This window comes from Streptococcus sp. oral taxon 431 (genome assembly GCF_023115445.1).
Lineage (GTDB): Bacteria > Bacillota > Bacilli > Lactobacillales > Streptococcaceae > Streptococcus.
On the sequence record NZ_JALDUI010000015.1, the window covers coordinates 1 to 24,695 of the forward strand.

Here is a 24,695-nt window from a genome sequence, read left to right on the forward strand (position 1 = left end):
GTTTGTCAAGCGACGTCTAGCGCCAAAGAGCCCTACGACTTTACAAGACACCTCTACTTTAACATAAAGAAAAAGTATTGAGTACTCTCTCCCGTCGGAGATTTTCTCACTACTAATCTTAGTATGTTTTCTACACAAAAATAGGTTCCATAATATCTATAGGGGATTTACCCACTACAAATATTATAGAGCCGATAATATGCGTTTGATCATAGACAGATCTATTTCATTTTTTACTATAGTTGATTGAAATAAGATATGAACAAAGAGGTTAGGAAAGTCAAATTAATTTTTAAAAATGTTTTAGAATCCATGACGTGCTACTCTAAGTTCAATCCACTATAAAATTAAGTTTTTAACTAGCCTCTGAATGATTACTGAAGATTAACCTTGTTTTTCAAGATGTAGTAGTTTCCGAGATAGAAGACTGCGATAAGGATTAGGTCTTTGAAGATTTCATAAGTAAGCATCATATTGTAATGGGTACCAAAGTTTAAGAAGAGATCACTGAATCCAAGGACAACATGAATGACAATATAGGCTAAAACTGCAAGAGCTGTACGGTATTCATTAAAGAGTTGTCCGATTGAGATTGCCAAGTAGATGCATAGTATGCCTGCTACAGTGCTGAGGATGAATGAAATCAGAGATAAGCTGATACTGTCTAGGTACTGTTGGAACAAGTCTTTAAAAGCAAGGAAATCAACAGAATTAGGCTCAATTATCACAAGAATGATATAAATGCTCAGAACCAATACTGCTGAACTGATCAGAGACCAAATGAAGGCCCCCAAGAGTTTGGCTAGGATAATCTGGTGTTCGGAAACTGGCAAGGTCAAAGTGAGATAACCTTGTCGGTCATAGACACTACCTTTGAAGCGACGGATGATCAAAATCAAGGTTGAAATCCCAAGCGTAATCATCAAGCCACCAAATACGAGTGCAAGAAAAACAAGTAGAATAGGTTGACTTTCTTTGATGGGTAGATTGTTATAGGTCTTTGCTTGAATTCCGATAAGACCAGAAAGTGCTAACACAGCACCATAGAGGGCTAAATACCATTTGTTAACATTTTTAAATTCATAACGAACTAAATTCCAAAACATAATAATCTCCTTTATCTAGGCTTTGAATTCGTGGCGGAAGAGCTGGTCGATAGACTCTCCAGACTCATAGCGAATATCATCAACATTTCCTTGACGGACGACTTTTCCATCCTTTAGGAAGATAATCTCATCCAAGATTGGTTCGATATCTGAAATCAAGTGAGTTGAAATCAAGACAGTCGAAGTTGGAGAGTAGTTGTTAATGATGGTGTTCAAGATATAGTCACGAGCTGCGGGGTCGACACCACCGATTGGTTCATCAAGGACATATAGACGAGCATCACGACTCATGACAAGAATCAACTGAACCTTTTCTTTGTTTCCTTTTGAGAGTTTCTTGAAACGGCTGTTCTCATCGATGCCAAGGTCACGAAGGAGACCTTGAGCACGTTCCAGATTAAAATCTTGGTAGAAGGTCTTGAAATAAGTGAGAGCTTCCTTGACTTTCATTTGCTCGTTTAGATAGGTCGTATCAGGCAGATAAGAAACAATCGCTTTAGTTGCTGGACTTGGTTCCATGCCATTAATAAGGATACGCCCTTCCTCTGGCTGTAGCAAGCCGTTGATTAGTTTAATCAAGGTTGTTTTTCCAGAACCGTTTGGGCCAAGGAGGCCAACGATTTTTCCAGCTGGAATTTCAAGGGAAACATTTGTAAGAGCAGGGCTTGCTCCATAGGATTTTGACACATTTTCAAATGCTAACAAGGTCATAGTTTAAACTCCTTCAATATAATCTCTCAAAACAGTCGGTAGTTCTTCTTTTTCATAGCCGAATTCTACCATGCCTGTTACAAACTGTTGCAGCTGTTCTTCTGACAGTTGCTTACGGGATTGGAGGATCAAGTCCAAATCCTCTGTGACAAAGCGTCCAGATGTTCGCTTGGTATAGACAAAGCCTTCTCTCTCCAAGTCCGATAGGGCGCGCTGGATGGTGTTGGGATTGACACCTGCCTCGCTAGCCAATTCTCTAACGGTTGGAAGCTGTTGATTGGGCTCGAGTTTATGGGAAATAATCTGCAATTTGATTTTCTCCATAATCTGCACATAAATGGGTTTATTGTTATCAAATGTCCAAGACATCACGATCTCCTTTCTAATCACCTTTGTGTTAATTCAATAATACAACAAAACAAAAAACTTGTCAAGCCAAAAGGAGAATTATTTTGGGAATCTCTTAAAAAATGGTATAATGAAAAGAAAACGACAAGGAGGGAAAGGTATGCGTTGTCCAAAATGTGGCGCTACAAAATCAAGTGTGATCGATAGTCGCCAGGCTGAAGAAGGAAATACAATCAGAAGAAGACGTGAGTGTGAAGAGTGTCAGCATCGTTTTACAACCTATGAACGTGTTGAAGAGAGAACACTAGTTGTGGTCAAAAAAGATGGTACACGGGAACAATTTTCAAGAGATAAAATCTTTAACGGGATTATTCGTTCAGCCCAGAAACGTCCAGTGTCCAGTGATGAAATTGGCATGGTGGTCAATCGCATCGAACAAAAACTCCGTAGTCGCAATGAAAATGAAATTCAGAGTGAGGTTATTGGCTCTTTGGTTATGGAAGAGTTGGCAGAGTTAGATGAGATTACTTATGTACGTTTTGCCAGTGTTTACCGTAGCTTTAAGGATGTGAGTGAGCTTGAAAGCCTACTCCAGCAGATTACACAATCCTCTAAAAAGAAAAAGGAAAAATAAATGAAGCCAAATGACCGTTTTTCTTTTGTAAAGAATAATCGGGTGTCGCAAGATACCTCATCAATGGTGCAGTGCTACCTCCCGATTATCGGTCAGGAGGCGCTGAGCCTCTATCTTTATGCTGTGACTTTTTGGGATGATGGTCAAAAGGAGCACCTCTTTGCAGCCATGCTCAATCATCTGAATTTTGGGATGGATACCCTGTTAAAGGCTTTTAAAACTCTAACAGCCATGAAATTGGTGACTCTCTATCAGCAGAGGGAGTCCTATAACTTGTTACTTCATCCTCCCCTATCGACTCAAGAATTTTTACAACATACAGTTTATCGGACCTTATTAGAAAAAATGATTGGGGATAGTGCGGTTGCAGCCATGAGACAGGAAAGTGTTGAAGGGGAACTTATCTCGGTGGCCTTGAGTCAAATCTTTCCTCAGTTATCCGAGTCTGCGAGTCAAGAACCCTCTAGCAGTCAGCCCGCAGCAGATGATTTTGATTTGGAGCATTTCCGTCAGCTCATGGCCCGTGATGGTCTTCGTTTTCAAGATGAGACTTCGGATGTTTTGACCTTGTTTGCAATAGCAGACGAGCAGAGGTGGACTTGGTTTGAAACTTATCAAGTAGCTAAAGCGACAGCAGTGTCGCAAGTGATTTCTGTCAAACGCATCCGTGAAAAGATAGCGCAAAAGCCTGTGACTTCTGACTTTAGTCCCAAGGAGGCAACCATTATCCGAGAGGCTAAGAAAAAGACAGCCTTGCAGTTCCTTGCTGAGATTAAGCAGACTCGCAAGGGAAGTATTACCCAGACTGAACGGGACCTGCTCCAGCAGATGGCGGCCTTGGGCTTGCTGGATGAAGTAATCAATGTTATCTTGCTCCTGACCTTTAATAAGGTTGATTCGGCCAATATCAATGAAAAATACGCCATGAAGGTGGCTAATGACTACGCTTATCAAAATATCCGTAGTGCAGAGGAGGCAGTTCTACGTATTCGTGAACGTGGCCAAAAAGCAAAAACGCAAAAGCAGAATCAGAATGCCCCAGCAAAAACCAATGTGCCTAAATGGAGCAATCCTGAATATAAGAATGAAACTAGCGAAGAAACTCGCTTAGAACTAGAACGTAAGAAAAAAGAAATGTTAGCTCGATTAGAAAAAGGAGGAGACTAGATGGAAAGTGTCGGAGACGTACTCAAGCGTCAACCAAGCCGATTTCAGTATCAGGATTTAGTCCAGCAAATTGTGAAGGACCCTGATGTTGCAGCCTTTATCCAGAAAGAATCTCTCAGTCAGGAGGAGTTAAACCGTAGTATTTCCAAGTTTAACCAATACATTACCGAGAGAGATAAGTTCCTCCGAGGAGATACAGACTATATCGCGCGTGGGTACAAACCTATCCTAGTCATGAACCATGGCTATGCAGATGTTTCCTATGAAGAGACTCCCGAGCTAATCGCAGCAGAAAAAGAAGCAGCAATTAAGAACCGTCTCAGACTGATCAATCTTCCAGCTAGTCTAAAAAAAGCTAGCCTAGCTCAAGTTGACTTAGATGATGAAGGGCGCTTGCCAGTTTTTGAAAAGTTATTCGCCTTTGTTGACCAATATCCTGCCATCCGTAAGGGTCTCTATCTCTATGGAGATTTTGGGGTTGGGAAGAGCTTTATGGTCGCTGCCCTAGCCCATGATTTGTCAGAAAAACGTGGTGTTTCATCAACGCTCCTCCACTATCCTAGCTTTGTCATCGATGTCAAAAATGCTATCGGTGATGGTAATGTCAAGACTTTGGTGGATGAGATTAAACTAGCTGAAGTCCTGATTTTAGATGATATTGGTGCTGAGCAATCAACAGCTTGGGTGCGTGACGAGATCCTGCAGGTCATTCTCCAATATCGCATGCAGGAAGATTTACCGACCTTTTTCACCTCCAACTTCAACTTTGAAGATTTGGAGAAGCATTTCGCTAAAGGGAAAAACGGAAATGACGAAACTTGGGAAGCTAGACGCGTCATGGAACGCATCCGTTATTTAGCAGAGGAAACAAGACTTGAAGGAGAAAACCGCCGATGACAGAAACAATCAAATTAATGAAGGCTCATACTTCAGTGCGCAGATTTAAGGAGCAAGGGATTCCCCAAGAAGATTTAAATACCATTTTGTCTGCAGGACAAATGGCTTCTTCTTGGAAAAATTTCCAATCGTATTCTGTGATTGTAGTTAGAAGTCAAGAAAAGAAGGATGCTTTATTTGAGCTAGTTCCTCAGGAAGCGATTCGCCAGTCTGCAGCATTTTTGCTCTTTGTTGGTGACCTAAACCGTGCAGAAAAAGGAGCTCGTCTCCATACGGATGTTTTCCAACCTCAAGGGGTGGAAGGACTCCTCATCACTTCAGTAGATGCTGCGCTTGCTGGGCAAAATGCCTTGCTTGCGGCAGAAAGTCTAGGCTATGGTGGAGTGATTATCGGTTTGGTGCGTTACAAGTCTGTTGAGTTGGCAGAATTGTTCAAGCTTCCAGACTATACCTATCCAGTCTTTGGGATTGCACTCGGTGTGCCAAATCAACAGCATGATGTGAAACCAAGACTGCCCCTAGAAAATGTTGTCTTTGAGGAAGAATACCAAGAACAGTCAACTGAGGCAATCGAAGCCTATGACCGAGTACAGACTGAATATGCAGGTGCGCGTGCCACTACAACTTGGAGTCAACGTTTGGCAGAGCAATTCGGCAATCCAGAACCAAGCTCGACTAGAGAAAATCTTGAGCAGAAGAAGTTATTGTAGAAAGTGAGAAAACATGGCCTTACCAACTGTTGCCATTGTGGGACGTCCCAATGTTGGGAAATCAACCCTATTTAACCGTATCGCGGGAGAGCGCATCTCAATCGTAGAAGATGTTGAAGGTGTAACGCGAGATCGTATCTATGCCACAGGTGAGTGGCTCAATCGTTCTTTTAGTATGATTGATACTGGGGGAATCGATGATGTCGATGCGCCTTTCATGGAACAAATCAAGCACCAGGCAGAAATTGCCATGGAAGAAGCAGATGTTATCGTCTTTGTCGTGTCTGGTAAAGAAGGAATTACAGATGCGGACGAATACGTTGCCCGTAAACTTTATAAAACTCATAAACCAGTCATCCTAGCCGTTAACAAGGTTGACAATCCAGAGATGCGAAATGATATCTATGATTTCTATGCTCTAGGATTGGGTGAACCGCTACCGATTTCATCTGTTCATGGTATCGGGACAGGGGATGTACTGGATGCTATTGTGGAAAATCTCCCACATGAAGTCAAAGAAGAAAATCCAGATGTTATTAAATTTAGCTTGATTGGTCGTCCAAATGTTGGAAAATCTAGCTTGATTAATGCTATCTTGGGTGAAGACCGCGTCATTGCCAGCCCTGTAGCTGGTACTACTCGTGATGCCATTGATACCCATTTTACAGATGCTGACGGCCAAGAGTTTACCATGATTGATACTGCTGGTATGCGTAAATCTGGTAAAGTCTATGAAAATACTGAGAAATACTCTGTCATGCGTGCCATGCGTGCTATTGACCGTTCAGATGTAGTTTTGATGGTCCTCAATGCCGAAGAAGGTATTCGTGAGTATGACAAGCGTATCGCTGGATTTGCCCACGAAGCTGGTAAAGGGATGATTATCGTGGTCAATAAGTGGGATACTCTTGAAAAAGATAACCACACCATGAAAAACTGGGAAGAGGATATCCGTGAGCAGTTCCAATACCTGCCTTACGCACCGATTATCTTTGTTTCAGCTTTAACCAAGCAACGTCTCCACAAACTGCCTGAGATGATTAAGCAAATCAGCGAGAGCCAAAATACCCGTATCCCATCAGCAGTCTTGAATGATGTGATTATGGATGCCATTGCTATCAATCCAACGCCGACAGACAAAGGGAAACGCCTCAAGATTTTCTATGCGACTCAAGTGGCAACCAAACCACCAACCTTTGTTATCTTTGTGAATGAAGAAGAACTCATGCACTTCTCTTACCTACGTTTCTTGGAAAATCAAATCCGCAAGGCCTTTGTCTTTGAAGGAACACCGATTCATCTGATCGCAAGAAAACGGAAATAAAAAAGCAGAATCTGGAAGGATATTTCCAGATTTTTTGCTATAATAAAATAAGGAACGCGTTGGAGAGGTAAGGAGATGGAAAAACTATTAAAATTCTTGATTTTGGCACCCTACTTCTACTTTTTTCGTTGGCAAGGGAAGGTACAGCCAGGAAGTAAGTACTTTTCTGTCTTTTACTATTTTTATTGGTTTTATATGCCTCTAGCAGCCTTGTTTAGTCTAGTTTTCACTCTTTTTTCGCTAGTCTTATTTAACTTTATTTTACAAGAACCAAGGGATCTTGCTAGATGGATGATATGGCTACTTTTAGTCCTTTTATCCTTAGTCAATGACTGGAAAATCTATGCTTGTCTAAAATTTATGAATAAGCTACGATTGGAAAAGAAAAAATCCAGTCTTCCTTGAAAGAAATAGGCAAACTTGTATCTGATAGAAAATGATGGTCAATTTTTCATGGAAAAACTAGCTAGAAGCATTAATGAAGAAAACTAGCCTCGGAATAGGAATTTTAAGGGAACTAATCACCTTGGTTAGCCCTTTTTTCGTCCTAAGGGAAAACGGAATATTTCTTGAAAAAATTGGGCAAATATGCTACAATAAAAAGAACATTCTAAAATATTCAGAATTTAAAGTAAGGAAAAAAATGGCAAATTTACTAAAAACAATCATCGAAAATGATAAAGGAGAGATTCGTCGTCTGGAAAAGATGGCGGACAAAGTCCTAAAATATGAAGATGAAATGGCTGTGTTAACTGACGAGCAATTGCAAGCAAAAACAGAAGAATTCAAACAACGCTACCAAAATGGTGAGACTCTTGACCAACTTTTGTATGAGGCGTTTGCTGTTGTACGCGAGGGAGCTAAGCGTGTTCTTGGTCTTTTCCCGTATAAGGTTCAGGTTATGGGGGGAATCGTTCTTCATCATGGTGACGTTCCTGAGATGCGTACTGGTGAGGGGAAAACCTTGACAGCGACTATGCCTGTATACCTCAATGCTCTTTCAGGTAAAGGGGTTCACGTAGTTACGGTCAATGAATACCTTTCTGAACGTGACGCGACTGAGATGGGTGAGTTGTACTCATGGCTTGGCTTGTCAGTAGGGATCAACTTGGCAGCCAAATCTCCAATGGAGAAAAAAGAAGCCTATGAGTGTGATATCACTTACTCAACCAACTCAGAAATCGGATTTGACTACCTCCGTGATAACATGGTCGTTCGTGCGGAGAATATGGTTCAACGTCCACTCAACTACGCCTTGGTCGATGAGGTTGACTCAATCTTGATCGACGAAGCTCGTACTCCTTTGATCGTTTCAGGAGCCAATGCAGTTGAAACCAGCCAACTCTACCATATGGCTGACCATTTTGTGAAGTCTTTGGATAAGGATGACTATATCATTGATATTCAGTCTAAGACAATTGGTCTATCTGATTCTGGTATTGACAAGGCTGAAAGCTACTTTAAACTAGAAAATCTCTACGATATCGAAAACGTAGCCTTGACTCACTTTATAGACAATGCCCTTCGTGCTAATTACATCATGCTTCTCGATATTGACTATGTGGTCAGCGAAGAGCAGGAAATCTTGATTGTCGACCAATTTACCGGTCGTACCATGGAAGGTCGTCGTTATTCTGATGGTTTGCACCAAGCGATTGAAGCTAAAGAAGGTGTGCCAATCCAAGATGAAACCAAGACTTCAGCTTCTATCACCTACCAAAACCTCTTCCGTATGTACAAGAAGTTGTCTGGTATGACAGGTACTGGTAAGACTGAGGAAGAAGAATTCCGCGAAATCTACAATATTCGTGTTATTCCTATCCCAACAAACCGTCCAGTTCAACGTATTGACCATCCAGATGTACTTTATGCTAGTCTTGAAGCTAAATTTAAGGCTGTTGTCGAAGATGTAAAAGCTCGCTATCAAAAAGGTCAACCTGTCTTGGTTGGTACGGTTGCTGTTGAAACCAGTGATTATATTTCTAAAAAATTGGTAGCTGCAGGTGTTCCTCACGAAGTATTGAATGCCAAGAACCACTACAAAGAAGCTCAAATCATCATGAATGCTGGCCAACGTGGTGCAGTTACAATCGCGACCAACATGGCCGGTCGTGGTACTGATATTAAGCTAGGTGAAGGTGTTCGTGAACTTGGTGGACTTTGTGTCATTGGTACAGAACGCCATGAAAGTCGTCGTATCGATAACCAACTTCGTGGACGTTCAGGACGTCAAGGAGATCCAGGGGAATCTCAATTCTACCTTTCTCTTGAAGATGATTTGATGAAACGTTTCGGTTCAGAGCGCTTGAAGGGTGTCTTTGAACGTCTCAATATGTCAGACGAAGCGATCAAATCTCGTATGTTGACACGTCAGGTTGAAGCAGCACAAAAACGTGTTGAAGGAAACAACTACGACACCCGTAAACAAGTCCTTCAATACGATGATGTCATGCGTGAGCAACGTGAGATTATCTACTCACAACGTTACGATGTCATCACTGCTGATCGCGACTTGGCTCCTGAGATTCATGCAATGATTAAACGCACTATTAATCGTGTTGTTGATAATCATGCGCGTGCTAAACAAGATGAAAAACTAGAAGCTATCTTGAATTTTGCAAGATACAACTTGCTTCCAGAAGATTCAATTTCACTTTCAGACCTAGAAGGTTTGTCAGACCAAGCAATCAAAGATGAACTTTACCAACGTGCCTTGAAAGTCTACGATAGCCAAGTTGCTAAGCTTCGAGATGAGGAAGCTGTTAAAGAATTCCAAAAAGTCTTGATCCTACGTGTTGTAGACAACAAGTGGACAGACCATATCGATGCTCTTGATCAGTTGCGTAATGCTGTTGGCCTTCGTGGTTACGCACAAAACAACCCTGTCGTTGAGTATCAAGCAGAAGGTTTCCGTATGTTTAATGATATGATTGGTTCGATTGAGTTTGATGTGACTCGTTTGATGATGAAAGCACAAATTCATGAACAAGAGCGTCCACAAGCAGAGCGTCATATCAGTACGACAGCGGCTCGTAATATTGCTGCACAACAGACTGAGCTTCCTGCAGATTTGGATCTTAGCCAAGTGAAGCGTAATGACTTGTGTCCATGTGGTTCTGGTAAGAAATTTAAAAACTGTCACGGTAAACGACGTTAAGAATGACTAATTTTCAGGCGGATGCCTAGTGAAAAGTGAATTTTCGCTTGGCGTCCGTTTGCTTTATAAGGAGGATGAATCATGGTATTTACAGCCAAAAGCCCTAAAATTAATATTGAAGAAGTTCGTAGTTTGTCTAAATTAGAAGGACAAGCACTTGCCAATAAACAACAACGCGATCAAGAACTTGAAGCGATTATTCGTGGTGAAGATCAACGCATTTTGTTAGTGATTGGTCCGTGTTCGTCTGACAATGAAGAAGCAGTTCTTGAGTATGCCAAGCGTTTGGCAAAACTGCAAGAAGAAGTAAAAGACCGCGTCTTTATGGTCATGCGTGTCTACACTGCTAAACCACGTACTAATGGTGATGGCTATAAGGGCTTGATTCACCAACCAAATGCTAAAGAAGCACCTAGTCTCATCAATGGGATCAAGGCGGTTCGTCACCTGCATTACCGTGTTATTTCTGAAACAGGAATGACGACAGCGGATGAGATGTTGTACCCAGAAAACCTTCCCTTGGTAGATGATTTGATTTCTTATATGGCGGTTGGAGCTCGTTCGGTTGAAGATCAACAACACCGTTTTGTAGCTAGTGGAGCAGATTTTGCGACAGGTTTTAAAAATCCAACGTCTGGAAATCTCAATGTCATGTTCAACGGTATTTATGCGGCTCAAAACAAACAAAGTTTCCTTTTCCTAGGGAAAGAAGTTGAAACGACTGGAAATCCTCTATCGCATGCCATTCTCCGTGGTGCTCTCAATGAATACGGGAAAAACATTCCGAACTATTACTATGATAATTTGATGGATACCATTGCCCAGTATGAAAAGATGGGCCTTGAAAATCCATTTATCATCATTGATACCAACCATGACAACTCAGGTAAGCAGTACATGGATCAGATTCGTATCGTACGTCAGACCTTGATTAACCGCGACTGGAATGAAAAGATTAAAAAATATGTCCGTGGTTTCATGATTGAGTCTTATCTAGAAGATGGTCGTCAAAATGAACCAGAAGTCTTTGGAAAATCCATCACTGATCCATGTCTTGGATGGGAAAATACTGAATCTCTTGTTCGCGAAATCTACCAAAGACTAGGAGAATAGTATGGCATTTATTGAAAAAGGTCAAGAAATCGATATTGAAGCGATTAAGGCGGAAACCCAGCTGTCTGCAGAAGCCTTGCAACATAAGGAAAGCCGAGACCAGGAACTGGCTGATATCCTATCTGGTAAGGATGACCGTATCCTTTTGGTCATTGGACCTTGTTCATCTGACAATGAAGAAGCAGTGCTTGAATATGCTCGCCGTTTGGCAGACTTGCAGAAAAAAGTTGCAGATAAGATTTTCATGGTCATGCGTGTTTACACAGCCAAGCCACGTACCAATGGAGATGGCTACAAGGGTTTGGTTCATCAGCCAGATACTTCTAAAGCACCAAGTTTGATTAATGGTTTGCAGGCTGTTCGTCAGCTTCATTATCGTGTTATTACAGAAACTGGATTGACTACAGCGGATGAAATGCTTTATCCATCCAATCTAGTCTTGGTTGATGACTTGGTGAGCTACCATGCAGTGGGTGCGCGTTCAGTAGAAGATCAGGAACACCGTTTTGTAGCTTCAGGGATTGATGAACCAGTGGGTATGAAAAATCCAACCTCTGGAAATCTGTCTGTTATGTTTAATGCCATCTATGCTGCACAAAACAAGCAAACATTTCTTTACCATGGACAAGAAGTTGAGACTTCAGGTAATCCCCTAGCTCACGTTATCCTTCGTGGAGCTATGAATGAATATGGGAAGAATGAACCAAACTTCTACTATGAAACTCTCTTAAATGCTATCGGGCGTTATGAGTCTATGGGGCTTGAAAATCCCTTTATCATGATTGATACTAACCATGATAATTCAGGGAAACAATATATGGAGCAAGTTCGAATTGTTCGCCAAGCACTGCTCAATCGTGACTGGAATGAAAAGATTAAGAAAACAGTTCGAGGTTTCATGATTGAATCCTACTTGGCAGATGGTCGCCAAAATCAACCAGAAATCTTTGGTTGTTCCATTACAGACCCATGTCTAGGATGGGAGAACACAGTAGCCCTGGTAGAAGAAATCTATACTACCTTAACAAAATAAGTGAAAAGGATGGAGTTGGGGGTATCTCAACTCCTTTTGACGAAAATGATAGTTGGACACGGAATTGATATTGAAGAATTAGCTTCCATACAAAATGCAGTTGAAAAAAGAGAAGGATTTGCACGGCGTGTCTTGACAGACAAGGAAATGGAGCGCTTTGCCAGTCTCAAAGGTCGTAGACAAATCGAGTATTTGGCTGGGCGTTGGTCAGCAAAAGAGGCTTTCTCAAAGGCTATGGGAACGGGAATTGGGAAATTAGGTTTTCAGGACTTGGAAGTTTTGAACAATGAAAGAGGGGCTCCCTACTTCAGCAAATCCCCATTTTCAGGAAAAGTGTGGCTATCGATCAGCCATACAGATCAGTTTGTGACAGCTAGTGTTATTTTGGAGGAAGATTATGAAAACTAGTCCACATAGACCAACCAAGGCCCTCATCGATCTGGGTGCTATCCGCTACAATATCCAACAAATGGGAGAGCACATTCCCAAAGATACCCTAAAATGGGCGGTTGTGAAAGCCAATGCCTACGGACACGGAGCGGTAGCTGTTGCTACGGCTATCCAGGATGATGTCGATGGTTTTTGCGTTTCTAATATCGATGAAGCCCTCGAACTCCGTCAAGCAGGAATTTCTAAGAAGATTCTTATTTTGGGAGTATCTGAGGTTGAATCTCTTTCATTGGCCAAGGACTTTGATATTACCTTGACAGTGGCAGGATTGGAATGGATTGAGAATCTCCTTGCTACTGATTCAGATTTATCAGGCTTAACCGTTCACCTTAAAATTGATTCAGGTATGGGACGAATTGGTTTTAGAAGTGCAAGCGAGACGGCACAAGCCCAAGCTTTACTCAAGGAACATGGAGCAAATGTTGAGGGAATCTTTACCCACTTTGCAACTGCTGATGAAAAGTCGGATAGCTACTTTAAGCAACAGTTAGAGCGTTTTAAGGAAATACTTGCTGGCTTGCAAGAAATACCAGAACTAGTCCATGCTAGTAACTCCGCAACGACTCTATGGCATGCGGAAACTATTTTCAGTGCTATTCGCATGGGAGATTCCATGTATGGTCTCAATCCAAGTGGACAAGTTTTAGAATTGCCCTATGAACTAAAACCAGCCCTGACTTTGGAAACAGCCATCGTTCATGTCAAAACAGTAGATGCTGGGGCTTGTATGGGCTACGGAGCGACTTATCAGGCAGACGGTGAGCAAGTCATTGCTACTTTGCCGATCGGTTATGCTGATGGTTGGACACGAGATATGCAGAATTTCTCAGTTCTGGTGGATGGACAATTGTACCCTATCGTAGGGCGGGTATCCATGGACCAAATCACGGTTCGTTTACCTAAGCTGTATCCATTAGGTACCAAGGTAACCTTGATTGGCTCAAACGGTGACAAGGAGATTACTGCAACAGATGTTGCGGTTTACCGTGGAACCATCAATTATGAGGTAGTTTGTCTCCTCAGTGATCGAGTTCCGAGAGAATATCATTAAAAGAGAGAAGGAAAGGAGAGGAGCATGAATTTACATCAACCCTTGCATGTCTTGCCTGGAGTGGGACCAAAGTCAGCAGAGAAATATGCCAAACTAGGAATTGAAAACCTGCAAGATCTCTTGCTCTACTTTCCTTTCCGTTATGAAGATTTTAAGACCAAGCAGGTGCTAGAACTAGAAGACGGTGAGAAGGCAGTCCTATCTGGTCAGGTAGTAACACCAGCTAGTGTTCAATATTATGGTTTTAAGCGCAATCGCCTACGCTTTAGCCTCAAGCAGGGAGAGGTTGTATTTGCAGTTAACTTCTTTAACCAACCTTATCTGGCTGACAAAATCGAGCTAGGAGCGACTCTAGCTGTCTTTGGAAAGTGGGATCGCGCTAAGGCTAGCCTCACAGGGATGAAGGTTTTGGCCCAAGTGGAGGATGATCTTCAACCAGTCTATCGTTTGGCTCAAGGAATTAGTCAAACAGCCCTGGTTAAGGTGATTAAGACTGCCTTTGATCAAGGATTGGATCTTTTGATTGAGGAAAATCTCCCCCAAACTTTGCTAGACAAATATAAGCTCATGTCACGTTGCCAAGCTGTTCGTGCTATGCACTTTCCTAAGGATTTGGCAGAATACAAACAAGCCCTTCGTCGAATCAAGTTTGAGGAACTTTTCTATTTCCAAATGCAATTACAGACCCTCAAGTCTGAAAATAAGGTTGATGGAAGTGGATTGGTCCTGAATTGGTCGCAAGAAAAACTAACTGCGGTTAAAGAAAATTTGCCTTTTGCCTTGACCCAAGCCCAAGAAAAGAGCCTGCAAGAAATCCTGACAGATATGAAGTCGGACCATCATATGAATCGACTCTTGCAAGGGGATGTTGGTAGTGGGAAAACAGTGGTAGCAGGTCTAGCGATGTACGCAGCCGTAACGACTGGTTATCAGGCTGCCCTCATGGTTCCAACAGAGATTCTCGCAGAGCAGCATTTTGAAAGTCTAGAAAGTCTCTTTCCTGATTTGAAACTAGCTCTCCTAACAGGTTCATTAAAAGCTGCAGAAAAACGCACGGTTTTAGAGATCATTGCTAAGGGCGAGGTCGATGTGATTATCGGAACTCATGCTCTGATTCAAGATGGGGTAGACTATGCTAAACTCGGCTTGATTATCATCGATGAACAACACCGCTTCGGTGTGGGACAAAGACGTATTTTACGTGAAAAAGGAGAAAATCCAGATGTCCTCATGATGACGGCGACTCCGATTCCACGGACCTTAGCCATCACAGCCTTTGGGGATATGGATGTTTCCATTATTGACCAGATGCCTGCTGGGCGCAAACCAATCGTAACTCGCTGGATCAAGCATGAGCAATTACCACAGGTCCTGACTTGGTTGGAGAATGAGATTCAAAAAGGCTCCCAAGCCTATGTTATTTCGCCCTTGATTGAAGAATCTGAAGCCCTAGATCTTAAAAATGCTATTGCTTTATCGGAAGAATTGACGGCTCATTTTGCAGGAAAAGCAAAAGTTGCTCTCTTACACGGGAAGATGAAGAGTGATGAAAAAGACCAGATTATGCAGGAGTTCAAAGATAGAAAGACTGATATTCTGGTCTCTACAACGGTTATCGAGGTTGGGGTCAATGTGCCAAATGCGACCGTCATGATTATCATGGATGCTGATCGTTTTGGTCTTAGTCAACTTCATCAGCTCAGAGGGCGTGTAGGTCGTGGTGATAAGCAGTCCTACGCAGTTCTCGTTGCTAATCCTAAGACTGATTCTGGGAAAGACCGCATGCGTATCATGACAGAAACGACCAATGGTTTTGTCCTTGCAGAAGAAGATTTGAAAATGCGCGGTTCGGGTGAGATTTTTGGAACCAGACAGTCAGGTCTACCAGAGTTTCAAGTGGCTGATATTATCGAGGACTTCCCAATACTTGAAGAAGCACGTAAGGTGGCTAGCTATATCAGTACCCTTCCTAACTGGCAGGAGGATCCAGAGTGGCATATGATTGCCCTAAATCTAGAAAAGAAAGAACATTTAGATTAATACTCTTCAAACCACGTCAACGTCGCCTTGCCGTATATGTAGGATACTGACTACGTCAGTTCCATCTACAACCTCAAAACAGTGTTTTAAGCTAACTTCGTCAGTTCTGTCCACAACCTCAAAACGGTGTTTTGAGCAACCTGCGGCTTGCTTCCTAGTTTGCTCTTTGATTTTCATTGAGTATAAGCTTTCTCTAAGGAAAAATTAAGCTAGCTTTCAGGTTTGGCCCTTATACTAGAGTCATCAAAAAGAAACGAGGACTCTCACATGACAATGACAATTAAAGTAAATTATCAAAAAACGTTTCAACAGGAGCAAGCACCTTCTCCTAAATACTAAGTAAAAGAGCGATAACGCTCTTTTTGTCTGGGAATTCTCAGGTAAGGGATTCTGATAAATTATTCATTGAATGTATAACCTTAAACATCGTTCCAAACGAGGTCTTAGTCTATCTGGTGAACTGAAAGCAGTGTTTTGAGAAAGCTGTGACTAGCTTTCTAGTTTGCTCTTTCGTTTTCATTGAGTCGAAAGTTACTTTTAGTTTTTTCTAAGGAAAATATAAGCTATGTTTTAGGAAGGGATTTTATACTAGGTTCATCAAAAAGAAACGAGGACTCTCACATGACAATGACGATTAAAGTAAATTATCAAAAAAACTTTCAAGAAGTAGTAGAGGCAGACAAGCTTGCTACAAAATAGTAGTTATTAAGGGCGATAGAGCCCTTTTTAAATACTTGCTTTAGGTGAAATATAATAGACTTTTAGTATAAAGAATCAGTAGAATCACGCTATACCAATTTTTACTCTTGACAAGTGAAAGAAACAAGTATATACTGTTTTTGCTGATTCTATAAAAGAGAAATCAGACTATACCAATTTAAGGGGAAAGCACAGCTTGTCTGTGTCGTATATACTATGTGTGGAATTGTTGGTGTTGTTGGAAACACAAATGCAACTGATATTTTGATTCAAGGACTTGAAAAGCTCGAATACCGTGGTTATGATTCTGCGGGAATTTTTGTCCTAGGTGGTGCTGAAAATCACCTGGTTAAGGCGGTCGGTCGTATCGCAGAATTGTCTGCTAAGACAGCTGGTGTGGAGGGAACAACTGGTATCGGACATACTCGTTGGGCGACTCACGGAAAACCAACAGAAGATAACGCTCACCCACATCGCTCTGAGACAGGACGTTTTGTCTTGGTCCACAATGGGGTGATCGAAAACTATCTTGAAATCAAGGAAGAATACCTTGCAGGACACAACTTCAAGGGACAAACAGATACAGAAATCGCCGTTCACTTGATTGGAAAATTTGCGGAAGAAGATGGCTTGTCAGTTCTTGAAGCCTTCAAAAAAGCTCTTCACATCATCCGTGGTTCTTATGCCTTTGCCTTGATCGACTCTGAAAATCCAGATGTCATCTATGTTGCCAAGAACAAATCACCTCTTTTGATTGGTCTTGGAGAAGGCTATAACATGGTCTGCTCAGACGCCATGGCTATGATTCGTGAGACCAATCAATACATGGAAATCCATGACCAAGAGTTGGTAATCGTGAAAGCTGATAGCGTCCAAGTACAAGACTATGATGGCAACAGTCGTGAGCGTACCAGCTACACTGCTGAACTTGACTTGTCAGATATCGGTAAGGGAACTTACCCTTACTACATGCTCAAGGAAATTGATGAGCAACCAACTGTTATGCGTAAACTCATCCAAGCCTACACAGATGATGCTGGTCAAGTAGTGGTAGACCCAGCTATCATCAAGGCTGTTCAAGATGCAGACCGCATCTACATCCTTGCAGCTGGGACATCTTACCACGCAGGATTTGCTTCTAAGAAGATGCTGGAAGAACTGACCGATACGCCAGTTGAACTTGGTATCTCCTCTGAGTGGGGGTATGGTATGCCGCTTCTCAGCAAGAAACCACTCTTCGTTTTTATCAGTCAATCTGGTGAAACAGCTGACAGCCGTCAGGTTTTGGTCAAGGCCAATGAAATGGGAATCCCAAGCTTGACAGTGACAAACGTTCCAGGATCAACTCTGTCACGTGAAGCCAACCATACTATGTTGCTTCATGCAGGTCCTGAAATTGCCGTAGCGTCAACTAAGGCTTATACAGCCCAAATAGCAGCCCTTGCCTTCCTTGCAAAAGCGGTTGGTGAAGCAAATGGCAATGAAAAAGCCAAAGCCTTTGACTTGGTTCATGAATTGTCTATCGTGGCTCAGTCTATCGAATCAACTCTTTCAGAGAAAGAAACGATCGATGCAAAAGTTCGTGACCTCCTTGAAACAACACGCAACGCCTTTTACATCGGACGTGGTCAAGACTACTATGTGGCTATGGAAGCGAGTCTCAAACTCAAAGAGATTTCTTACATCCAATGTGAAGGTTTTGCGGCTGGAGAACTCAAGCATGGAACCATTGCCTTGATCGAAGATGGAACACCTGTTTTGGCCCTCTTATCAGATCCAGTTCTTGCTAACCACACTCGTGGAAATATCCAAGAAGTGGCAGCTCGTGGTGCTAAGGTCCTCACCATCGCAGAAGAAAATGTTGCCAAAGATACAGACGATATCGTTCTTACAACCGTACATCCATACCTCTCACCAATTTCAATGGTCGTACCAACACAATTGGTCGCTTACTTTGCAACCCTCCACCGTGGACTTGATGTGGACAAACCACGTAACCTTGCCAAGTCAGTAACAGTAGAATAAACCAAAAGTTTAAATCATAACCAAAAGTGAACTAGATAGTTTTCTGGAAATCAGAATGCTGTCTTGTTCATTTTTTTATATACTTAATAAAATCAATGACCAAACTAAGGTGCTTAGGTAGATGTCTCACAGAATAGCTTTGAGGTTTTAGATAAGAGTGACGCAGTCAGTCTTATTACACCAAGTTGATATTGTAGAGAAAATGGATCAACCTCAGCCAAGGTAGTTCAAGTCAAGATTGAAGAGGATTGATTCATACTCTTCGAAAATCTCTTCAAACCGCGTCAACGTCGCCTTGCCGTAGGTATGGTTACTGACTTCGTCAGTTCTATCCACAACTTCAAAACAGTGTTTTGAGCTGACTTCGTCAATTCTATCCACAACCTCAAAACAGTGTTTTGAGCTGACTTCGTCAATTCTATCCACAACCTCAAAACAGTGTTTTGAGCTGACTTCGTCAGTTTCATCTATAACCTCAAAGCAGTGCTTTGAGCAACCTGCGGCTAGTTTCCTAGTTTGCTCTTTGATTTTCATTGAGTATCACTCCTTTTAAGGATTCATTAGAAATAAATCTAAAATTAAATGTTATCTCAGTTTCTATTAAAATGAGAATTCTTTTTGAAAGATATGCTTGTGAAAGACTTGCAAGCTATAAAAAAACTCTAAGAGCTGGATGATAAGGATCCAACTCTTAGAGGAGTGAGTGTCGTATTTTACTTGCGATACAAACGATCGTATTGGTAGTAGGGATCAAAGGTTACATTGATTCCTAGTTTGCGAAGAACATTCTTGTCTTCGTCTGTTAGGATAATCGTAGAGTGAGCTTCGCTTCCTTTGAGATTTCCGAGTTCTTTCATGGCACGATCTGCATCAGGATTTTGCATAGCTGTGATGGCAAGTGCAATGAGAATTTCGTTAGAATGAAGACGCGGATTGCGACTACCCAAGTGATTGATTTTCAAACCTTGAATTGGTTTCACCACTTCTGGTTCAATTAATTTTGTTTCAGCATCAATGTTAGCGGACATCTTGATAGCATTGATCAATGCAGCCGCTGTTGGACCAAAGAGTTCTGAGTTCTTACCAGTAACGATTTCACCAGAAGGTAATTCAAGAGCTAGGGCAGGTCCGCCTGTTTCTTCTGCTTTTTGTCGTGCAGCGACAGCAACCTTGCGGTCAGCTGGAGTGATGCCGAGGTCATTCATGAGAAGCTCAATCTTCTTCACAGCAGTTTCTCCAACCTTCTCAGCTTTGAAGTCAAGAACTGTCTGGTAATAGCGACGGATAATTTCCTGTTTAGATGCTTCAATGGCAGCGTCGTTATCAGTGATTGCAAAACCAACCATATTGACACCCATGTCAGTTGGAGATGCATATGGAGATTCACCCAAGATACGTTCTAGCATGCGCTTAAGAACAGGAAAAATCTCGATATCACGATTGTAGTTGACCGTGGTTTCTCCATAAGTTTGGAGATGGAATGGGTCAATCATGTTGACATCATCTAGGTCTGCTGTAGCAGCTTCATAAGCTAAATTTACTGGATGATGAAGTGGGAGATTCCAAACTGGGAAGGTTTCAAATTTGGCATAACCAGACTTGATACCATTGATTTGGTCGTGGTACATGTTAGACATACAAGTTGCCAACTTACCTGAACCAGGCCCAGGAGCAGTCACGACAATCAAGTTACGACTAGTTTTGATATAGTCGTTTTTCCCCATACCTTCAGGAGAGATGATGTGATCCATATCTGTCGGATACCCCTTGATAGGGTAGTGAAGATAAGAGTCGATTCCATTTTTCTCTAATTGATTACGGAAGGCATCTGCTGCCGGTTGGCCTGCATATTGAGTAATGACAACTGAACCAACAAAGATACCAAGTTCATTGAATTTATCGATCAAACGAAGCACTTCTTGGTCATAAGAAATGCCCAAGTCTCCACGAGCTTTTGAGTGCTCGATATTGCTAGCGTTAATAGCGATAACAACCTCAACTTGCTCCTTCAATTCTTGCAAGAGTTTGATTTTGTTATCTGGTTCATATCCAGGAAGGACACGAGCAGCGTGGAAATCTTCTAACATTTTGCCACCAAACTCCAAGTAGAGTTTGCCGTCAAATTGGTTGATGCGCTCCAAGATATGGTCGCGCTGTAGATTTAAATATTGTTCAGAACTAAAAGCTTGTTTTTTCATTTTTTTACCTCTGAGCTCTATTATATAAAAAAAATGGAAGATTAGAAACTAGAGAGTCGCGAAAGTGAGAAAAAAAGATAAAGCAAACGCTTGCATAATTTTGATAAAAGGTCTATGATGGAGTAAAGTCAATTTTAAATAGAGGTAAAAAGATGCAAGAAAAATGGTGGCATAATGCAGTCGTCTATCAAGTATATCCAAAAAGTTTTAAGGATAGCAATGGAGATGGGATTGGTGATTTGCCTGGGATTACCAGTAAGCTAGACTATCTAGCTAATTTAGGGATCACAGCGATCTGGCTTTCTCCAGTCTATGATAGCCCCATGGATGACAATGGTTACGATATTGCAAATTATCAAGATATCGCCGCTATTTTTGGAACCATGGAAGATATGGATGAGCTGATTGCTGAGGCTAAAAAACGAGATATCCGAATCATTATGGATTTGGTGGTCAATCATACATCAGATGAGCATGCTTGGTTTATTGAAGCTTGTGAAAATCCTGATAGTCCTGAGCGAGACTACTATATCTGGCGTGATGAACCTAACGAATTGGAGTCAATTTTCAGTGGCTCTGCCTGGCAATACGATGAAAAGTCTGGTCAATACTATCTCCATTTTTTCAGTAAGAAGCAACCGGACCTCAATTGGGAAAATGAAGAACTTCGCCAAAAAATCTATGAGATGATGAATTTCTGGATTGATAAAGGGATTGGTGGATTCCGTATGGACGTCATTGACATGATTGGGAAAATTCCTGATCAGAAGATTGTCAACAATGGTCCTATGCTTCATCCCTACCTCAAGGAAATGAATCAGGCTACTTTCGGCGACAAAGAGCTCTTGACAGTAGGGGAGACTTGGGGAGCAACACCAGAGATTGCCAAACTCTATTCAGATCCTAAAGGACAAGAACTGTCTATGGTCTTCCAGTTTGAACATATCTGTCTTCAGTATCAGGAAGGGAAACCTAAGTGGCAGTATCAAAAAGAGCTAAATGTAGCGAAGTTAAAAGAAATTTTCAACAAATGGCAGACAGAGTTGGGAGTTGAAGATGGCTGGAATTCCCTCTTCTGGAACAATCATGACCTTCCTCGAATAGTCTCTATCTGGGGAAATGACCGAGACTACCGCGAAAAATCTGCCAAAGCGTATGCAATCTTACTTCATCTCATGAGAGGGACTCCTTATATTTACCAAGGAGAAGAAATTGGGATGACCAATTTCCCGTTTGAAACGCTTGATCAAGTAGAGGATATTGAATCCCTCAATTATGCGCGTGAAGCTCTTGAAAAAGGCGTTCCGATAGAAGAAATTATGGATAGCATTCGCGTGATTGGTCGTGACAATGCCCGTACGCCAATGCAGTGGGATGATACAAAAAATGCTGGTTTCTCAGATGGTCAACCTTGGCTTGCAGTCAATCCAAATTACGTAAAGATAAATGTAGAAGAAGCTTTAGCAAATCCAGATTCTATCTTCTATACCTATCAAAAATTGGTAAACATTCGTAAGGAAAATAGCTGGTTGGTTCGTGCTGATTTTGAACTTCTTGATACGGCTGAAAAAGTCTTTGCTTATATCCGTAAAGATGGAGACCGTTATTTCCTAGTTGTGGCCAATTTGTCCAACCGACAGCAAGAGTTTGCAGTAGAAGGGTCAGTTAAGTCTATCTTGATTGAAAATACCTCAGTAGAAGCAGTTTTGACTACACAGAGCTTGGCTCCTTGGGATGCCTTCTGCGTCGAATTAGCCAATTAAACCTAAAACTCAAGTATCTTAGATGCTTGAGTTTTTTCTAAAATAAGTGTATAAATTTCTTAAAAAAATATTAGTTTGAATTTTCTAAAAAATCACCTGAAAATCCTTGCTTTTATATAAAAATAGGGTATAATGGTGAAAAATAGTATTTTAAAGGAGAATACCGATGAAATCGAAAAAGTGGCTCGCAGTAGCAGGGATAACGATGAGCGCAGCTCTTCTTTTGGCAGCTTGTGGCAAGACTGAGAAAAAAGCAGATGCTCCAACAACATTTTCGTATGTATATGCCATTGATCCAACAACATTGGACTATAGCGTTACTAGTAAAAGTTCAACATCAGACGTCATTGCTAACTTGGTCGATGGACTCTTGGAAAATGACAAATATGGGAACTTGATTCCATCGCTTGCTGAAGACTGGTCTGTTTCACAGGACGGTTTGACCTACACCTACAAGCTACGTAAAGGTGTCAAATGGTATACTTCAGAAGGAGAAGAGTATGCTGAAGTCAAGGCCCAAGACTTTGTGACAGGTTTGAAGCATGCTGCAGATGGCAAATCAGATGGCCTAACTCTTATCCAAGACTCTATCAAAGGTTTGGCAGAGTACGTTAGTGGTGAAACAAATGACTTCTCAACAGTCGGTGTTAAAGCAGTTGACGATTATACAGTCGAGTATACCTTGAACAAACCAGAAAGCTTCTGGAATTCTAAGGTGACAACAGCGACTATGCTCCCTGTTAATGAAGAATTCTTAAATTCTCAAGGAAAAGATTACGGTGCGGCAGCTCCCTCAGGTATTCTCTACAATGGTCCATATATTTTGAAGAACTTCACTTCAAAATCCGTGATCGAGTACGAAAAGAATCCAAACTACTGGGATAAAGACAATGTTAAAATTGATCACGTCAAGCTGACTTTCTACGATGGTTCTGACCAAGAATCATTGATTCGTAGCTTTGCGTCAGGCTCATATACGACAGCTCGTCTCTTCCCAACTAGTTCAAGTTTTGATTCAACTAAGAAAGAATACGGCGATAAGATTGTTTATAGCCCGCAAGAAGCGACAAGCTATTACTTTACTTTCAACGTAAATCGTCAGTCTTACAATAAAACAGCTAAGACAGATGATGCCCAAAAAACATCAACTAAAGAAGCGCTTCTCAATAAAAACTTCCGTCAAGCTATCAACTTTGCTCTAGACCGTCACGCCTACTCTGCACAGATGAATGGTGAAGAAGGTGCAGACAAGATTATCCGTACTAGCCTTGTGCCTTATGACTATGTTCAAGTTGGTGAAAAGACCTTCGGTGAATTGGCTCAAGAACAACTGGTAACATACGGAGACCAGTGGAAAGATGTAGCTTTGACAGATGGTAAAGATACCCTTTACAATCCGACAAAAGCAAAAGCTGCCTTTGAAAAAGCAAAATCAGAATTGCAAGCTAAAGGTGTAACCTTCCCAATTCATTTGGATATTCCAGTTGAGCAGACTGATGTCATTGCTGTACAGCAGACCAACTCCCTTAAACAGTCTGTCGAAGCAGCACTTGGAAGTGAAAATGTTGTCATCGATGTACTGCAAATGACTGACAATGAGAAAATGAGCATTACATCTCAAGCTAAAGTTCCTTCTCAAAAAGACTATGACTTGAATGGAACTGGTTGGGGGCCAGACTATCAAGACCCGGCAACTTATCTCAATATCCTAGATGCTAAGAAGGGTTCTGCCCTTAAACACTTGGGTATCACAAAAGGAAAAGATCCAGAAGTTATGGCTCAAGTTGGACTTGATGAGTACAAGAAACTCTTGGATGATGCAGCATCAGAAACGAGCGATCTCAACAAACGCTATGAAAAATATGCCAAAGCACAAGCATGGGTTTCAGATAGCTCACTCCTTATCCCTGTAGCATCTTCAGGTGGTTCTCCGACAGTTAGTCGTACAGTGCCATTTACAAAAGCATACTCTCAAGTTGGTATCAAGGGTGATCCATTTGTATTCAAAGGCTTAGAGTTGCAAAACGATATTGTAACCACTAAAGAATACGAAGAAGCTCTCAAGAAATGGCAAAAAGAGAAAATCGAAACAAATGCCAAATACCAAAAAGAACTAGCAAATCACGTTAAATAGTCTTTTGTAATGAATAAAGAAATCCTGTTTCAAAGCAGGATTTCTTTATTTTATCCTTTTATTGGCGAATGGACAAATAAGGATATAACTTTACTTTTGGGACAAAATTTGTTAAAATATAGTCATGTTACAAAA

Annotated in this window: 20 protein-coding genes; 14 read left to right on the plus strand and 6 right to left on the minus strand. The window is 41.5% G+C overall.

Annotation, left to right across the window (positions count from 1 at the left end; translation table 11 throughout):
• Nucleotides 1–374: 374 nt before the first annotated feature.
• The 3 genes from M1R56_RS07860 to M1R56_RS07870 are packed head-to-tail and all read right to left on the minus strand — an operon-like array spanning nucleotide 375 to nucleotide 2,186.
• Entirely contained in the window at nucleotides 375–1,106 is a 732-nt protein-coding gene (locus M1R56_RS07860) for a hypothetical protein (RefSeq protein ID WP_248035511.1), read from the minus strand.
• Between the two features lie 15 nt (nucleotides 1,107–1,121).
• Nucleotides 1,122–1,817 carry an ABC transporter ATP-binding protein gene (locus M1R56_RS07865; protein ID WP_000173159.1) on the minus strand — a complete coding sequence of 232 codons (696 nt, stop codon included), beginning with the start codon at nucleotides 1,815–1,817 and terminating at the stop codon, nucleotides 1,122–1,124.
• A 3-nt stretch (nucleotides 1,818–1,820) separates the two neighbouring features.
• Nucleotides 1,821–2,186 (minus strand): GntR family transcriptional regulator, encoded by a 366-nt coding sequence (locus M1R56_RS07870; protein WP_248035513.1) that lies wholly within the window; start codon nucleotides 2,184–2,186, stop codon nucleotides 1,821–1,823.
• 139 nt (nucleotides 2,187–2,325) lie between these two features.
• Here M1R56_RS07870 and nrdR point away from each other — a divergent pair, with 139 nt between their 5' ends.
• The 11 genes from nrdR to recG all read left to right on the plus strand — a co-directional run bounded on the left by nrdR (nucleotide 2,326) and on the right by recG (nucleotide 15,741).
• On the plus strand, nucleotides 2,326–2,799 hold the full coding sequence (gene nrdR / locus M1R56_RS07875) for a transcriptional regulator NrdR (RefSeq protein WP_001203674.1): 474 nt from the start codon (nucleotides 2,326–2,328) through the stop codon (nucleotides 2,797–2,799).
• On the plus strand, nucleotides 2,800–3,966 hold the full coding sequence (locus M1R56_RS07880; RefSeq protein WP_248035516.1) for a DnaD domain protein: 1,167 nt from the start codon (nucleotides 2,800–2,802) through the stop codon (nucleotides 3,964–3,966).
• Nucleotides 3,967–4,863 (plus strand): primosomal protein DnaI, encoded by an 897-nt coding sequence (gene dnaI, locus M1R56_RS07885; RefSeq protein ID WP_248035518.1) that lies wholly within the window; start codon nucleotides 3,967–3,969, stop codon nucleotides 4,861–4,863.
• Nucleotides 4,860–5,573, plus strand: a complete 714-nt coding sequence (locus M1R56_RS07890) for an NADPH-dependent oxidoreductase (RefSeq protein WP_248035521.1) — start codon at nucleotides 4,860–4,862, stop codon at nucleotides 5,571–5,573. Before dnaI ends, M1R56_RS07890 begins: the two co-directional genes overlap by 4 nt.
• Nucleotides 5,574–5,586: 13 nt before the next feature.
• Entirely contained in the window at nucleotides 5,587–6,897 is a 1,311-nt protein-coding gene (gene der, locus M1R56_RS07895; protein WP_248035523.1) for a ribosome biogenesis GTPase Der, read from the plus strand.
• A 643-nt stretch (nucleotides 6,898–7,540) separates the two neighbouring features.
• The gene (gene secA / locus M1R56_RS07905; RefSeq protein WP_248035526.1) at nucleotides 7,541–10,054 is read left to right on the plus strand and encodes a preprotein translocase subunit SecA; all 2,514 of its coding nucleotides are present in this window, start codon (nucleotides 7,541–7,543) and stop codon (nucleotides 10,052–10,054) included.
• A gap of 81 nt (nucleotides 10,055–10,135) precedes the next feature.
• On the plus strand, nucleotides 10,136–11,167 hold the full coding sequence (locus M1R56_RS07910; RefSeq protein WP_045762820.1) for a 3-deoxy-7-phosphoheptulonate synthase: 1,032 nt from the start codon (nucleotides 10,136–10,138) through the stop codon (nucleotides 11,165–11,167).
• Between the two features lies 1 nt (nucleotide 11,168).
• Nucleotides 11,169–12,200, plus strand: coding sequence for a 3-deoxy-7-phosphoheptulonate synthase (locus M1R56_RS07915; protein WP_248035529.1), 1,032 nt, complete (start codon nucleotides 11,169–11,171; stop codon nucleotides 12,198–12,200).
• Nucleotides 12,201–12,245: 45 nt separating this feature from the next.
• Nucleotides 12,246–12,608, plus strand: coding sequence for a holo-ACP synthase (gene acpS / locus M1R56_RS07920; RefSeq protein WP_248035617.1), 363 nt, complete (start codon nucleotides 12,246–12,248; stop codon nucleotides 12,606–12,608).
• On the plus strand, nucleotides 12,598–13,701 hold the full coding sequence (gene alr, locus M1R56_RS07925) for an alanine racemase (protein ID WP_248035531.1): 1,104 nt from the start codon (nucleotides 12,598–12,600) through the stop codon (nucleotides 13,699–13,701). Before acpS ends, alr begins: the two co-directional genes overlap by 11 nt.
• 24 nt (nucleotides 13,702–13,725) lie before the next feature.
• Nucleotides 13,726–15,741: an ATP-dependent DNA helicase RecG gene (recG, locus tag M1R56_RS07930; RefSeq protein ID WP_248035533.1), complete on the plus strand. Its 2,016-nt coding sequence runs from the start codon at nucleotides 13,726–13,728 to the stop codon at nucleotides 15,739–15,741.
• A gap of 6 nt (nucleotides 15,742–15,747) precedes the next feature.
• On the opposite strand, the gene M1R56_RS07935 is transcribed toward recG, so the two are convergent.
• Nucleotides 15,748–15,918 carry a hypothetical protein gene (locus M1R56_RS07935; RefSeq protein ID WP_248035536.1) on the minus strand — a complete coding sequence of 57 codons (171 nt, stop codon included), beginning with the start codon at nucleotides 15,916–15,918 and terminating at the stop codon, nucleotides 15,748–15,750.
• A gap of 738 nt (nucleotides 15,919–16,656) precedes the next feature.
• On the opposite strand from M1R56_RS07935, the gene glmS reads away from it, so the two are divergent.
• Nucleotides 16,657–18,465 (plus strand): glutamine--fructose-6-phosphate transaminase (isomerizing), encoded by a 1,809-nt coding sequence (glmS, locus tag M1R56_RS07940; protein WP_248035538.1) that lies wholly within the window; start codon nucleotides 16,657–16,659, stop codon nucleotides 18,463–18,465.
• Nucleotides 18,466–18,678: 213 nt separating this feature from the next.
• Here glmS and M1R56_RS07945 read toward each other — a convergent pair whose 3' ends face one another.
• Together M1R56_RS07945 and M1R56_RS07950 are read right to left on the minus strand one after the other, a co-directional pair.
• Nucleotides 18,679–18,999, minus strand: coding sequence for a hypothetical protein (locus M1R56_RS07945; protein ID WP_248035541.1), 321 nt, complete (start codon nucleotides 18,997–18,999; stop codon nucleotides 18,679–18,681).
• Nucleotides 19,000–19,178: 179 nt separating this feature from the next.
• Nucleotides 19,179–20,663, minus strand: a complete 1,485-nt coding sequence (locus tag M1R56_RS07950; protein ID WP_049549034.1) for a DUF1846 domain-containing protein — start codon at nucleotides 20,661–20,663, stop codon at nucleotides 19,179–19,181.
• Between the two features lie 152 nt (nucleotides 20,664–20,815).
• Here M1R56_RS07950 and M1R56_RS07955 point away from each other — a divergent pair, with 152 nt between their 5' ends.
• Nucleotides 20,816–22,426 carry an alpha-glucosidase gene (locus M1R56_RS07955; RefSeq protein WP_248035543.1) on the plus strand — a complete coding sequence of 537 codons (1,611 nt, stop codon included), beginning with the start codon at nucleotides 20,816–20,818 and terminating at the stop codon, nucleotides 22,424–22,426.
• A gap of 166 nt (nucleotides 22,427–22,592) precedes the next feature.
• The gene (locus M1R56_RS07960; RefSeq protein ID WP_248035545.1) at nucleotides 22,593–24,560 is read left to right on the plus strand and encodes a peptide ABC transporter substrate-binding protein; all 1,968 of its coding nucleotides are present in this window, start codon (nucleotides 22,593–22,595) and stop codon (nucleotides 24,558–24,560) included.
• Nucleotides 24,561–24,695: the final 135 nt, after the last annotated feature.

What these genes read in the sequence shown, in the direction of transcription:
- M1R56_RS07915 (WP_248035529.1), top strand. Translation starts at nt 11,169, where the DNA reads ATGGCATTTATTGAAAAAGGTCAAGAAATCGATATTGAAGCGATTAAG.
- M1R56_RS07945 (WP_248035541.1), bottom strand. Translation starts at nt 18,999, where the DNA reads ATGAAAATCAAAGAGCAAACTAGGAAACTAGCCGCAGGTTGCTCAAAG.
- M1R56_RS07935 (WP_248035536.1), bottom strand. Translation starts at nt 15,918, where the DNA reads ATGAAAATCAAAGAGCAAACTAGGAAGCAAGCCGCAGGTTGCTCAAAA.
- M1R56_RS07880 (WP_248035516.1), top strand. Translation starts at nt 2,800, where the DNA reads ATGAAGCCAAATGACCGTTTTTCTTTTGTAAAGAATAATCGGGTGTCG.
- glmS (WP_248035538.1), top strand. Translation starts at nt 16,657, where the DNA reads ATGTGTGGAATTGTTGGTGTTGTTGGAAACACAAATGCAACTGATATT.
- M1R56_RS07950 (WP_049549034.1), bottom strand. Translation starts at nt 20,663, where the DNA reads ATGAAAAAACAAGCTTTTAGTTCTGAACAATATTTAAATCTACAGCGC.
- secA (WP_248035526.1), top strand. Translation starts at nt 7,541, where the DNA reads ATGGCAAATTTACTAAAAACAATCATCGAAAATGATAAAGGAGAGATT.
- nrdR (WP_001203674.1), top strand. Translation starts at nt 2,326, where the DNA reads ATGCGTTGTCCAAAATGTGGCGCTACAAAATCAAGTGTGATCGATAGT.
- alr (WP_248035531.1), top strand. Translation starts at nt 12,598, where the DNA reads ATGAAAACTAGTCCACATAGACCAACCAAGGCCCTCATCGATCTGGGT.
- M1R56_RS07890 (WP_248035521.1), top strand. Translation starts at nt 4,860, where the DNA reads ATGACAGAAACAATCAAATTAATGAAGGCTCATACTTCAGTGCGCAGA.
- M1R56_RS07960 (WP_248035545.1), top strand. Translation starts at nt 22,593, where the DNA reads ATGAAATCGAAAAAGTGGCTCGCAGTAGCAGGGATAACGATGAGCGCA.
- M1R56_RS07955 (WP_248035543.1), top strand. Translation starts at nt 20,816, where the DNA reads ATGCAAGAAAAATGGTGGCATAATGCAGTCGTCTATCAAGTATATCCA.
- M1R56_RS07860 (WP_248035511.1), bottom strand. Translation starts at nt 1,106, where the DNA reads ATGTTTTGGAATTTAGTTCGTTATGAATTTAAAAATGTTAACAAATGG.
- der (WP_248035523.1), top strand. Translation starts at nt 5,587, where the DNA reads ATGGCCTTACCAACTGTTGCCATTGTGGGACGTCCCAATGTTGGGAAA.
- M1R56_RS07910 (WP_045762820.1), top strand. Translation starts at nt 10,136, where the DNA reads ATGGTATTTACAGCCAAAAGCCCTAAAATTAATATTGAAGAAGTTCGT.
- dnaI (WP_248035518.1), top strand. Translation starts at nt 3,967, where the DNA reads ATGGAAAGTGTCGGAGACGTACTCAAGCGTCAACCAAGCCGATTTCAG.
- M1R56_RS07870 (WP_248035513.1), bottom strand. Translation starts at nt 2,186, where the DNA reads ATGTCTTGGACATTTGATAACAATAAACCCATTTATGTGCAGATTATG.
- acpS (WP_248035617.1), top strand. Translation starts at nt 12,246, where the DNA reads ATGATAGTTGGACACGGAATTGATATTGAAGAATTAGCTTCCATACAA.
- recG (WP_248035533.1), top strand. Translation starts at nt 13,726, where the DNA reads ATGAATTTACATCAACCCTTGCATGTCTTGCCTGGAGTGGGACCAAAG.
- M1R56_RS07865 (WP_000173159.1), bottom strand. Translation starts at nt 1,817, where the DNA reads ATGACCTTGTTAGCATTTGAAAATGTGTCAAAATCCTATGGAGCAAGC.